Consider the following 12,690-nt stretch of genomic DNA (forward strand, 5'->3'; position numbering starts at 1 on the left):
ACCTCGGCGGAGAAGCCGAGGGACAGAGCGAGGGAGTAGGACAAGGCAGAGGGGCGGGACCGAGCGCCGAACGCCCGCAGCGATGAACGGTGCGGCCGGGGTGCGGGCGGCAGGTACAGGCCAGCCGATCAACGCCATGTCACGGGGACCGATTCGTTCGCGACATCAGCTCCAAAGGACGCGACCACCTCCTCCTTCGCTCTCCGCCGGGCACCAGCAAACGCCGAGAGCCACCGAGCAGGGAGCACCGAGCACGGAGCACCGAGCACCAGCGGACGCCGGGCGCCAGCGGACGCCGGGCGCCAGCGGACGCCGGGCGCCAGCGGACGCCGAGAACCCCGGGTCAGCCCAGGGCGGGGACGTCGACGCCGAGCACGGCCTGCTCGTCGGGACGGTGCACAAGCACGTCGGCCAGGTACGACTGCACGGCGGGCGCCATTCCGACGTCCCGGCCGGCCTGCTCGGAGAGCAGCCACTTGTGCTCGATGATCTGCGCGAACAGCTCCTGCGGCTCCAGCTTGCGGCGCAGGTTCGCGGGCACGGCCCGGACCACCGGCTCGAAGACCTCGGTGAGCCAGCGGTGCGCGGCCTGCTGCTCGTCGGTCAGGTCGCTCTCCGCCCGGTACGCGTCCAGGTCGTTGAGCAGCTTGCGGGCCTGGTTCTCCTCGGCGTCCAGACCGGTGAGCCGCAGCAGCCGCCGGGTGTGGTAGCCGGCGTCGACCACCTTCGGCCGCACCAGGTAGCGCCCGTCGTCGATTGTCGACATGGCGACCTCGGCCACGTCGAAGCCCAGCTCGTTGAGCCGGCGGATGCGGCCCTCGATGTCGTGCCGGGCCTCCCGCTCGACCGCCTGCTCGTAGGTGATCTCGTGCCAGAGCCGCTCGTAGCGCTGCACGACCTCCTCGCAGACCACCTCCGGGTCGATGGACTCGTGCAGCAGGCCGGCGGCCTGCAGATCCAGCGCCTCGCCGAAGATGTTCACCCGGGCGATCTCCAGGTCCTCGCCGCGCTGCCCGTTGGAGAGCGAGGTGTGCAGGGCGCCCGTCTCCGCGTCGACCAGGTAGGCGGCGAACGCACCCGCGTCCCGGCGGAACAGCGTGTTGGACAGCGAGCAGTCGCCCCAGAAGAAGCCGGTCAGGTGCATCCGCACGATCAGGGCGGCGAGCGCGTCGAGCAGCCGGCTCATCGTCTCCGGTCGCAGGGTGTGCGAGAAGAGCGCCCGGTACGGAAGCGAGAACTGGAGGTGCCGGGTGATCAGCACCGATTCGAGGGGCTCGCCGTCCTCGGTCTGCCGGTCGGCGACGACCGCCACCGCCTCGACCGACGGGAAGTCGATGCGCTCCAGGGCCCGGAGCAGGTCGTACTCCCGCTCGGCGATCCGCTCGCGGGTCTCCTTGAACGCGTACACGTAGTCGCCCAAGCGGACAAAGCGGACGATGTGCCGGGAGATGCCCTGGGGCAGGGCCACCAGGTGTTGGGCAGGCCACTCCTCCAGCGGTGTCGACCAGGGCAGGTCGAGCAGCGCCGGGTCCACGAGGGCAGACGTGATCCGCACGGGCACAAGCATGACGGGTCGCCCCCCGTATCCGCCTCACATCGTGGCTGGGCCCACAGCGCCGCACACCCCGGCCTCGCGTCGGCCCGGTAGCGTGGTCGCGTGCTCAAACCCTCGGCGGTACGACGTGACCTGCGGCTACGGCCCGTCCGCCCGGCCGGTTGGTGGTTCGACGCCCTCCTGCTGGTCGGGTTCGGCGCGGTGACCCTGGCCCTCGCCACAGGTGCGTTGCTCGGGCTGGATCTGGCGGTCCGGGAATGGGCGTACGCCCACCACCCGGCGCCGATCTACTGGACGGCACGGGCGTTCAACCTCATCGGCCAGGGCGGTTGGCTGTTGACGCCCCTCGCCGGAGCGCTCGCCCTGGCGGTGGCCTGGCGGGGCCGCACCGTCCGGCCGCTGCTGCTGGTGGCGGGGGCGTTCGTGCTCCTGTACCTGACGGTCGGGCCGCTCAAGGTCCTGACCGACCGGGCCGCGCCCAGCTCCAATCTCCCGCCGGCCCAGTCGGTTCGGATCTTCAATGACCTGCCGCCCACCGAGTACGACCTGTCCTACCCGTCCGGGCACGTCGTCAACGCGATCCTCTGGTACGGGGTGATAGCCGTCCTGCTGACCGCGCTGACGGCTGGGCGACTGCACCCGAGGGTGCACCGACTGATCCGGTTCGCCCCGCCGGCCATCCTGCTGGTCACCACGACCTACCTGAACTTCCACTGGCTGACCGACGGCGTGTCAGCCCTGCTGATCGGGCTGTTCCTGGACCGGCTGCTGCACCGGGTGCCCTGGGACGACCTCCCGCTCCCCGGGCGGCTACGCGCGTGGGACCGGCCGTTCACCTCGTACCCCTAGGGTCGGGTTCGTGGATCGGCTGGCGCGGCGGCTCGGCGTACCCGATGCGGTGGTCATCGGGTTGGGCTCGATGCTCGGCGCGGGCGTCTTCGTGGTCTTCGGCCCGGCCGCGGCGGCGGCCGGCGGCGCCGGGCTGCTGCCCGCGCTGGTGCTGGCGGGTTTCGTCGCCTTCTGCAACGCGACAAGCTCGGCCCGGCTGGCGGCCCGCTACCCGGAGTCCGGCGGCACCTACGTCTACGGCCGGGAACGCCTCGGGCCGTTGGCCGGCTTCGTGGCCGGCTGGGGTTTCGTGGTCGGCAAGACGGCCAGCTGCGCGGCGATGGCGTTGACCATCGGGGCGTACCTGTGGCCGGGGCAGGCCCGGCTGGTCGCCGTCGGCGCGGTGCTCGCGGTGACCGGGGTGAACCTGCGGGGCATCGGCAAGACGGCCACCGTCACGAAACTGCTCGTGGCGCTGGTGCTCGCGGTGCTGGCCCTGGTCGCGGTCGTCGGCGTGGTGGGCGGGCCGGTGCACCTGGACCGGCTCGGCGACCCCGGCGACCCCGGTGGCTCCGCCCGGGGTGTCCTCACGGCCGCCGGGCTGCTGTTCTTCGCGTTCGCCGGGTACGCGCGGATCGCCACGCTCGGCGAGGAGGTCCGCGACCCGCGGCGGACCATCCCGCGCGCGGTGCCGCTGGCCCTCGGGGTGGTGCTCGCGATCTACCTGGTGCTGGCCGTGGTCACGCTCGGCGTGCTCGGCGCCGACCGGCTGGCCGGTTCCGCAGCGCCCCTGGTCGACGTGGTGACCGCCGCCGGGCTCCCCGGCCTGGCCTGGGTGGTCCGCGCCGGGGCCACGATCGCCGTGGTCGGGGTGCTGCTGTCCCTGGTCGCCGGGGTCGGCCGGACCACCCTCGCGATGGCTCGCCGCCGCGACCTCCCCGGCGCGCTGGCCGCCGTGCACCAGGTGCACCAGGTGCCGCACCGCGCCGAGCTGGCCGTCGCCGCCGTGGTGATCGTGGTGGTGCTGCTCGGTGACGTCCGCGACGCGATCGGCTTCTCCAGCTGCACGGTGCTGGTCTACTACGCGATCACCAACGCGGCGGCGCTCACGCTGGGCCGGGAGCGGGAGCGGGAGCGGGAGCGGAAACTACCGGTGCAGGTGCTCGCCGGTCTGGGGCTGGTCGGCTGCCTGCTGCTCGCGGTCAACCTGCCGCTCGGCAGCGTCCTCGCCGGGTTCGGCGTGCTCGCCGCAGGCGTCGCCTGGTACGCGCTGCGCGCCGCCCGCCGGTGACCTGAGCAGGCCACCGGCGGCCAGGGGTCAGCGACTCAGCCGTTGGTACCGGCGCACCGCCAGCGGCGCGAACGTCGCGATCAGCAGCACCGGCCACACCACCGCCAACAGCATTGCGTGCTCCGCCGGCCAGGAGTCGCCACCCAGACCGGGGTTGCCGAACAGTTCACGGATCGCGGCGACGGTGGCCGAGAGCGGGTTCCACTGCGAGATGGCACCGATGACCGAGGGCATCAGCTCCGGCGACACGAAGACGTTGGAGATCGCGGTGAACGGAAAAGCCACCGGGAAGACGATCATTCCGACCGTGTCCGGGTTGCGGACCAGCAACGCCAGGTAGATCCCGACCCAGGTGATCGCGATCCGCAGCAGCAGAAGGAGCCCGACGGCGAGCAACGCCCTGCCGACACCCTGCCGACACTGCCAGCCGACGAGCAGGCCGCAGACCAGCAGGGTGGACATCTCCAGCAGGGCGCGGAGCAGGTCGGCGGCGCCGCGACCGGTCATCAGGGCGGACCGGGCCATCGGCATCGAGCGGAACCGGTCGACGACACCACGGCTGAGATCCAGCGCCACGCCCGTCGCGGTGGCGCCGAGGCCGTACAGCATCGTCATCACGAAGACCCCGGGCAGCAGGAACTCGCGGTAGTTTCCCCCACCCGACACCTGCATGCCGCTGCCGAACACGTACCCGAAGACCAGCACGAACATGATCGGCAGGGAGAAGTAGAGGATCAGCTCCTCCGGCGCGCGGATCACGTGGATCATGTTCCGCCTGGTCATCGTCCAGCCGTCAGCCACCGCCGCCGTCATGCCACGTCCGCCTTACGTCCAACGCCGACGGGCTCGCGGGCCTCGTCCGGTCGGTGCCCGGTCAGATACAGGAACGCCTCGTCCAACGTCGCGCGCCGCAGGCCGACGTCCTCCACGACGATCCCGGCGTCGTCCAACGCCCGCACCACGTCGACCAGGCCGGCGACCCGGTCGGCCACCGGCACGCTGAGCCGCCGGATCTCCGGGTCACGCTCGGGCTCCACCCCACAGATCGGCGCGACGATGCCGGCGGCCCGGTCCAGGTCGGCCGCGTCGCGCACCACCACCTCGATCCGGTCACCGCCGGTCATCGACTTCAACTCGTCCGGCGTGCCCTCGGCCACCACCCGACCGGCGTCGATCACCGAGATCCGGTCGGCGAGCTGATCGGCCTCCTCCAGGTACTGCGTGGTGAGGAGGACCGTGGTCCCCTCCGCGACCAGGCCGCGGACCAGGTCCCACACCTGGTTGCGGCTACGCGGGTCCAGGCCGGTGGTCGGCTCGTCGAGGAAGAGCACCCGGGGTGTACGGATCAGGCTGGCCGCGAGGTCCAACCGGCGGCGCATCCCACCCGAATACTCACCGGCCGACCGACCCGCCGCCTCGTCGAGCCCGAACCGTTCCAGCAGTTCGTCGGCGCGTTGGCGGGCCGCCCGTCGACCCAGCCGGAACAGCCGGCCGAACAACTCCAGGTTCTGCCGCCCACTGAGGGTTTCGTCGACCGCCGCGTACTGGCCGGTCAACGCGATCCGGGCCCGCACCTCGTCCGGCTGACGCCGCACGTCGAACCCGGCCACGGTGGCCCGGCCGGCGTCGAAGCGCAGCAGCGTGGTGAGGATCCGTACGGCAGTCGTCTTCCCGGCCCCGTTCGGTCCCAGCAGTCCGTGCACCGTGCCGGTCGGAACGGTCAGGTCGAAGGTGTCCAGTGCCCGGGTGGGGCCGTACCGCTTGCCCAGCCCTTCGGCTGTCACGTCGAATGTGGTCATGCCGCCAGGGTGCGGTCGGGCGCTGACCGGTCACGCACCGTCCGCTGACGGCGGCTCACCGGACGGACTCGCGGCCCCGGCCCGCTCCGCCTCGGTGATCTCTCCGAGGACCAGGATGATCTCCGAACGGGTCGCCTCGCCGACGTACCACCCGGTGAGCCCACCCACCAACGCCTCCTCGCAGAAGCGTCTCGCCTCGACGGGGTCACCGCGCAGCCGGGCCACCTGGGCGAGGCCGAGGCGGGCACTGGCCACGAACTCGGGGGCGCCGCTGCGCTGGGCCAGGAGCAGCGCACCGGTGAAGTCGTCCCGCGACCCGGTGAGGTCACCGGCCCGCAGCCGGATCTCGCCCCTGGTCCGCAGCATGTCGGCCTGGTCGACCGCCGACTCGAGCGCCTCGGCCAGCCCCATGGCCTCATCCATGTGGACGCCTGCCGTCTCCGGGTCACCCCGCCAGGCAGCCAGTTCGCCGAGCGCACCGAGTGTGATCATGCAGCCCCACCGGTCCCCGGTGCTCCGGAAGCCGTCGAGCGCGGTGGCCAGCGCGGTCCTGGCCCGGTCCCACTGGCCACTCCACATCAGCGCCGAGCCGCTTCCCATCGCGCCGAGGGCATTGATCCAGGTGTCCGGGCCGACCAGTTGCCGCAGCTCCCGCATCAGCTCCTCGACGTGCTCGGCGCCGCCGGACGGCGGCCCGGTCGAGATCCCCGACAGGTACAGCAGGAACGGTTGTCGAGGTGGCCCGTCGAGGCTGCGGATCACGGACCGCTGGGTGCCGAGCGACGGCAGGTGGCCGGCGCCGGCGAGCGAGGTGTTGTAGACGCAGAGCGCGAACTCCTCGTTCAGCCCGGACGGCGCCTCGTCCCCCAGCAGGTCGAGGACATCGGCGGCCAACCGGGCCGCTTCCCCGCGCATGCCCCGCAGCCACCAGTAGAACGACAGGGCCGCGACCAGCCCGGCCGCGTCGGACGTGTCGCCGGCCGCGGTGGCCCGGCGCAGCGCGGCGTGCAGGTTGTCCCGCTCGGCGTCGAGCCGCCGCAACCAGTGCAACTGTTCGGCCTGCCGGAGGCGGTCGCTTGCGGTCCAGGCGAACTCCAGGAAGTACGCCGTGTGGGCGCGCCGCAGTTGGTCGGTCTCGCCGGCTTCGACGAGACGCTCCGCGCAGAAGGCACGCACCGTCTCCAGCATCCGGTAGCGCCCGCCGGCCAGCTCCACGAAGGACTTGTCGGCCAGACCGCTGAGCGCGTCGACGAACTCGGCGCTGGACAGGCCGGAGACCCGCTCGGCGGCCTCCAGCGTCGCGCCGCCCGCGAAGACGGTGAGCCGGCGGGCCAGTGTGCGCTCGGCATCGTCGAGCAGGTCCCAGCTCCACTCGACCACAGCCCGGAGCGTGCGGTGTCGGGGCGACGCGGCCCGGCTGCCCATGGACAGCAACCGGAACCTGTCGTCGAGACGGGCGGCCACCTCGGCGACGGGCAAGGCCCGCAGCCGCGCGGCGGCCAGCTCGATCGCCAACGGCAGGCCGTCGAGGGTACGACAGATCCGCAGCACCACGTCGACGTTGGCCGGCGTGACGGTGAAGTCGGGTGCGACGTCGGCGGCCCGTTGGACGAAGAGGCTCACCGCCGCGTAGTCGTCGGCATCCTCCGTCGACGTGTCCGGTGGCGGCAGGGTGAGCCCGGACAACGGGCACAACGCCTCGCCGGCCAGCCCGAGCGGCTCGCGACTCGTGGCGAGCACCCGCAGCGCCGGACACGCGCCCAGCAGTCGTGCGGCCAGCCGGGCCGCGTCGGCGATGACGTGCTCGCAGTTGTCGAGCACGAGCAGCAACCGCCGCTCGGCAAGCGCCTCGACCAGTCGGTCGGTGGTCTGTCGGCCCGGCTCGGCCGGGGCCCGCAGGCCCGCGTCACGCAGACCGAGCGCGCTCAGCACCGCCTGCGGTACGTCCGACCCGTCGGCCAGCCCGGCCAGCTCGACCAGACAGACCTCGCCGTCCGAGCGGCCTGCCGCCTCGATGGCCAACCGGGTCTTGCCCGCTCCCCCGGGGCCGGTGAGGGTGACCAGCCTGCGCTCGCCGAGCAACGCTCGTACGCGCGTGAGCTCCTCCTCCCGCCCGACGAAGGTGGTGAGCTGGCTCGGCAACGCCTGCTCGGTCGTCGGGCGCACGCCGGAGCTGCCCCCGCCACGCGGCACGGCGGAACTCTCGTCGCCGCGCAGCACGGCCAGGTGAATCGCGGCCAGCGCCGCCGACGGGTCGACCCCGAGCTGCTCGGCCAGGCTGCGCCGGGCGTCCTCGAACTCGGCCAGCGCCTCGGCCGTCCTACCCTGCGCGGACAGGGCGCGCATCAGGTGGCCTCGCGAGCGCTCCCGGAGCGGATGCGCCACGACCAGTTGCCGCAGCTCCGGGACCAGTTCCGCGTGCCCGCCCAGTGCCAGCTCCGCCTCGATCCGATCCTCGGTGGCGGCCAGCCGCAGCTCGTCCAGCCGGGCCGCCTGGGCGGGTACGCCGGCCACGTCGATGACGTCGGCCAGGGCGGGACCACGCCACAGCTCCAGCGCCTCGCGCAACACTGCCGCCGCGCGGGGCCAGTCGCCGCCGGCGAGCGCGCGACGCCCAGCCTCGGCGAGCCGCTCGAACCGGTACGCGTCGACGTCCGCGGGATCCACGGCGAGGCGGTAGCCGGCCGGGTGGAACTCGACAGGGGTGTGCTCGGCGGGCAGCGCCTGACGCAGGCGCGACACCAGGGACTGAAGTGCGTTGGCGGCGCCGCGCGGCGGATGCTCGCCGTACAGACCGTCGATCAGCCGCTCGGCGGAGACCACCCGGCCCGCGTCGAGCAGCAGGAGCGCCAGCAGCGCGCGCAGCCGTGGACCGCCCACGGCGATCTCACGCCCGTCGGCCAGCAGCACCTGGGTCGGCCCCAGGACGCGGAAACGCATGGCACTGATTGTGCTGGCCCGCTCAATGACGTACGTGGGGGGCACCTGTCGAGTCGTCCTCGGCCCCCGCGCGTCGGGCCGGAGGCACCGGGCCGTCGTCGCCCGGCGACGGCGAGGTCGGCACCGGGTGGACCGCGCCGGGGGCCGAGGCGGCGACCTCCTGATCGGTGGGTGCCGGCGGCGTCCCGGGAACCACCGCCGGCGCGGACGGTTCGGCGCCGACGACGAGACCAGCCGGGACGGCGCCGGACGGGGTGGGCACACCGCGGGGCACCGAACCGACGTGACCCGGCGGCACGGGGACCCTGCCCGGGGCGGGCGGGGCACAGTGCCTGGTCAGCCAGTCCAGGCCGCGTCGACGGGCGACCACTGTCAACCGGTCGCCCGCGAAGATCACCTGTCGGGGGTCGAGGTCCTTCCACCAGATCGTCTTCGCGCCACCGGCCGGGGTCCGGGCGATCAGCCGGACCTGCCCGTCCCGGTTGACCAGCTCCAGGGGTCGGCCGTCCAGCTCGGAGCCGGCGGCGACCGGCACCTCGGCGACCGGCAGCGCGTGCCTGTCGACCGGAATCGTGGTGATCACCGCGCGTTCGGTGAGCGCGCCGATGAAGGCCGGTGCGGCCAGGTAGGAGACCGATCGGGACACCCCGAGGGCGAAGGTCTCCTCCACCCGTTCGGCGAAGTCACCGTCGAAGAGCCGCAGCACCACCCGCAGGTCGTCGCGCAGGTCGCGCGCGGCGAGCGCCGCCTCCAGGTTGGCGACGTCGTCGGTGGACGCCACCACAAGCGCCTGACAGTCGGCCACCGACGCGGCGGCCAGGGTCTCGGGCAGGGCGGCGTCGCCGACGACAAGCGGCACCTCCAACTGGCGGGCCAGGGTCGCCCCGCGCGGCTCCGGATCCTTGTCGATCGCCACGACCTCGACGTCGTACTCGCGCAGTTGCGCCATCACCCGGGTGCCGACGTTACCCAGGCCGATCACCACCACGTGCCCGGCGCGGGCCGGTTGCAGCCGGCCGGTGTGCAGAGCCAGCCGGGCGTTGACGATGCCGTCCACGACGACCGCGGTGATCAGCGGGATCAGCGCCAGCCCGGCCAGGTTGAGCACCACCTGCATGATCTGGGCGTCGGCCGCCTTGTCCGTGTCCGGGTCGGCGCCGCTGAGCGTGGTGACAAGCGTCAGGTACAGCGCCTCCAGCGGCGAGACGTCCTCCGCGCGGGAGATCAGCGCGCCGAGCACCGCGATCAACGCGAGCACCACCATCACCGCGATGCCGATCTTGCGGGTGGCGAAGCCGCGTACGGCGCCCATCACCACCGTGACCGGGCGACGCCGCCGACGCGCGCGGACCAGCCGGCGGGCGGCGACCTCGGTGCCGGGTGGTTGACCTGTCGCCTCGGCGAGCACCAGGTCGGCGCCGGCCTGCTCGGCGGGCAGCAGCTCCACCCCCTGCGCCTCGGTGAGGTGCGCCAACGCGCAGACCACGTCCTGCGGTCGGACGTCGGCCCGCCGCGCCACCCGCAGCGTCTTGTCCCGATGTTGGAAGGAGCTGGGGTCGACCTCGTTGAGCGCGGCGGCCACGAAGGCCGGTGCGGCCATCTCGGCGTCGGAGAGCACCTCGACGGGCGCCTTGAGCAGTTTGCGTACGCCGTCGGCAAGGGTGCCGTTGAACATCCGCAGCACCTGGCGGACCCGCTGGTCGACAGCCTGGGCGCAGAGCGCGGCGTGCAGGTTGCCGACGTCGTCCTGGTGCAGCAGGGCCAGCCCGGTCGCCCCGGCCAGCCCGGCGGCCTCGAAGGTCGCCACGTCCAGCCGGTCCGAGCGGACCACCCGGACCCCGTGCAGCCCGGCCACGTCCGGCCCGTTGCTGCGGTAACGCTCCGGCACGACCACCGTCACCCGGACCCCACCCGCCGGCAGCTCGGATTCGAGCATCGCCCGGGCCACGTAGTAGGCGAGGGCGTCCTTCCCGCAGATCACGTAGTGCGGGCGTGGATCACCGACGGACCGCAGCCGCCAGTTCCACTCGACAGCCCGTCGGGCCCGGTTCCGCCACGGCTCCGCCATGCCCGGATCGTAACCAGCACGACCACACTGGGCGACCCCGTCCGGATCATCCCGTGACCAGGCATGTCCGCCCCCGCGCCGGGTAGAGCAGCGCCATGCAGACGTTCCTCCCGTACCCGGATTTTCTGGCCAGCGCCCGTGCGCTGGACCAGAAGCGGCTGGGCAAGCAGCGGGTGGAGGCCATCCAGGTGCTGCGCGGCCTGACCCGACCCGGATACGGGTGGCGCAACCATCCGGCGGTGAAGATGTGGGCCGGGTACGAGGAGGCGCTCGTTCGCTACGGGCTGGACATGTGCGCGGTCTGGACCGAGCCGGGACGGGCCGACACCTGTGCCACCACGCTTACCGTCGACCTCGCCGCCGCCTGCGGGGCCGGTGTGATCCGGACCCAGGACGAGCTGGCCCGCTCCGGTGACCTGCCGCCCTGGCTGGGCCGCGACGACCTGCACCTGAGTCACCGCTCGTCGCTGCTGCGCAAGGACCCGACGCACTACCGCCCGATCTTCGGCGCCGACGTCCCGGAGGACCTGGAGTACGTGTGGCCCGCGTCCGACCGCGAGCGCCGCTGCCTGACGTAGTGGAGACTGGCCCGGTAGAGGGAGGTTCCCGTGACGCTGTCGCGTGTGGTGGGTCGGCTCATCGGCGTACGTCAGCACCAGGTGGACCCGGGCGGAGGTGGCGCCGACCGCGTGCCGGGACCGGTCGCGGCGGTGGTGGTCGGCGGCGGGATCGCCGGCATGTCGGCGGCTGTCGTGCTGGCCGAGCGGGGTGTGGCGGTGACGGTGCTGGAGGCGGCGCCCACGCTCGGCGGGCGGCTCGGCGCGTGGCCCGAGGCGCTCGGCGACGGCGAGCAGCAGAACGAGCACGGCTTCCACGCGTTCTTCCGGCAGTACTACAACTGGCGGTCCATCCTTCGTCGCGTCGAGCCCGACCTGGGCTTCCTCAAGCCGATTCCGGGCTATCCGATCCTCAGTGCCCAGTGGCCGACCGAGGAGTTCGGCAGGCTGCCGCCGGCGCCGCCGGCGAACCTGCTGGCGCTGCTGCTGCGCAGCCCGAGCCTGCGCCTGACCGATCTGCGGTCGATGGACCGGGACGCGGCGTTGCCGCTGCTCACCTACGACCCGGTCCGCACCTACGCGGAGTTGGACGACACGACAGCCGACGAGCTGCTGGCCTCGCTGCGGCTGCCGGACCGGGCGCGGGCGATGCTGTTCGAGGTCTTCTCGCACTCGTTCTTCAACCACGAGGCGGAGATGTCGGCGGCCGAGATGGTCGCCCAGTTCCACTTCTACCTGCTCGGCAATCCGGAGGGGTTGGCCTTCGACTGCCCCGACGAGGACTATGCGACGGCGATCTGGCAGCCGCTGACGAGGCACGTGGAGAAGCACGGCTGTCGCGTGCTCACCGCGTCCGGCGCCACGGGGGTGCACCGCGACGGCGAGGGCTGGCGGGTGACGACCACCGACGGCGGCAGTCACCCGGCGGCCCACGTGGTGCTCGCGGTGGATCCGCCGGCCCTGGCCGCGCTGGTGGCGGCCTCCCCCGACCTGGTCGGGCGGGCACCGGAGCTGGCGGCACGGATGCCCCGCTTCGGCACGCCCGGCCCGCCGTACGCGGTGGCGCGGTACTGGTGTGACGGGGACGTCGCGGCCGACCGGGCCGTGTTCAGCGGGGTGTCGCGGCAGCCCACTCTGGACTCGGTGACGCTCTACCACCGGCTGGAGAACGAGTCGCGCCGCTGGGCACGGCAGACCGGTGGTTCGGTGGTCGAGCTGCACGCGTACGCCTGTGAGCCCGGTGTGCCGGCCGAGGAGCTGGCCGAGCGGATGCGCCGTGAGCTGGTGGCGCTCTGGCCGGAGGCGGCGGCCCTGCGGGTCCGGGAGCTGCGCGCCCGGGTGGAGGCGCAGGCGCCGGCGTTCACGCCGGGCAGCCACGCCTGGCGTCCGGGGGTCCACACCGAGGCGCCCGGTGTCTATCTGGCCGGCGACGGCATCGCCACGGACTTCCCGAGCGCCCTGATGGAACGCTCCGCGGCCACCGGGATCATCGCGGCGAACCACATCCTGCGCGCGGAGGGCGCCGCGGCCGAGCCGGTGCGCTCGGTCCGACCCCGGGGCCTGCTGGCGGGGCGGGCCACCCCAAACCGACAAAAAACAACATAACCGACGGTACGCTGCCGTACGCTCGAATGATCATCCGTCGATCGGCC

9 protein-coding genes are annotated in these 12,690 nt (G+C 73.0%); 4 read left to right on the top strand and 5 right to left on the bottom strand.

Annotation, left to right across the window (positions count from 1 at the left end; all coding sequences use genetic code 11):
- Positions 1–343 precede the first annotated feature (343 nt).
- Positions 344–1,567: a DUF4032 domain-containing protein gene (locus MILUP08_RS32375; RefSeq protein ID WP_007465906.1), complete on the bottom strand. Its 1,224-nt coding sequence runs from the start codon at positions 1,565–1,567 to the stop codon at positions 344–346.
- A gap of 90 nt (positions 1,568–1,657) precedes the next feature.
- Here MILUP08_RS32375 and MILUP08_RS32380 point away from each other — a divergent pair, with 90 nt between their 5' ends.
- Complete coding sequence (locus MILUP08_RS32380) at positions 1,658–2,404, top strand: phosphatase PAP2 family protein (protein WP_007465908.1); 747 nt, start codon at positions 1,658–1,660, stop codon at positions 2,402–2,404.
- Between the two features lie 10 nt (positions 2,405–2,414).
- The gene (locus MILUP08_RS32385) at positions 2,415–3,674 is read left to right on the top strand and encodes an APC family permease (RefSeq protein ID WP_007465911.1); all 1,260 of its coding nucleotides are present in this window, start codon (positions 2,415–2,417) and stop codon (positions 3,672–3,674) included.
- A gap of 27 nt (positions 3,675–3,701) precedes the next feature.
- Here MILUP08_RS32385 and MILUP08_RS32390 read toward each other — a convergent pair whose 3' ends face one another.
- Genes MILUP08_RS32390 through MILUP08_RS32405 form a run of 4 tightly spaced genes read right to left on the bottom strand, consistent with a single transcriptional unit; the run spans position 3,702 to position 10,481 of the window.
- Positions 3,702–4,487, bottom strand: coding sequence for an ABC transporter permease (locus MILUP08_RS32390; protein ID WP_007465913.1), 786 nt, complete (start codon positions 4,485–4,487; stop codon positions 3,702–3,704).
- Complete coding sequence (locus MILUP08_RS32395) at positions 4,484–5,473, bottom strand: daunorubicin/doxorubicin resistance ABC transporter ATP-binding protein DrrA (RefSeq protein WP_007465914.1); 990 nt, start codon at positions 5,471–5,473, stop codon at positions 4,484–4,486. The genes MILUP08_RS32390 and MILUP08_RS32395 overlap by 4 nt, the downstream gene beginning before the upstream one ends.
- 30 nt (positions 5,474–5,503) lie before the next feature.
- The gene (locus tag MILUP08_RS32400) at positions 5,504–8,413 is read right to left on the bottom strand and encodes an AfsR/SARP family transcriptional regulator (protein WP_144057052.1); all 2,910 of its coding nucleotides are present in this window, start codon (positions 8,411–8,413) and stop codon (positions 5,504–5,506) included.
- Positions 8,414–8,435: 22 nt separating this feature from the next.
- Positions 8,436–10,481 (bottom strand): potassium channel family protein, encoded by a 2,046-nt coding sequence (locus tag MILUP08_RS32405; RefSeq protein ID WP_007465918.1) that lies wholly within the window; start codon positions 10,479–10,481, stop codon positions 8,436–8,438.
- Positions 10,482–10,576: 95 nt separating this feature from the next.
- Between MILUP08_RS32405 and MILUP08_RS32410 the strand changes: the two genes are divergently transcribed.
- A complete protein-coding gene (locus tag MILUP08_RS32410; RefSeq protein ID WP_007465920.1) occupies positions 10,577–11,059 on the top strand; it encodes an MSMEG_6728 family protein in 483 nt (160 codons plus the stop codon).
- A gap of 30 nt (positions 11,060–11,089) precedes the next feature.
- A complete protein-coding gene (locus MILUP08_RS32415; protein ID WP_007465921.1) occupies positions 11,090–12,643 on the top strand; it encodes an FAD-dependent oxidoreductase in 1,554 nt (517 codons plus the stop codon).
- The last annotated feature ends 47 nt before the right edge of the window (positions 12,644–12,690 follow it).

This window comes from Micromonospora lupini str. Lupac 08 (genome assembly GCF_000297395.2).
Taxonomy (GTDB): domain Bacteria; phylum Actinomycetota; class Actinomycetes; order Mycobacteriales; family Micromonosporaceae; genus Micromonospora; species Micromonospora lupini.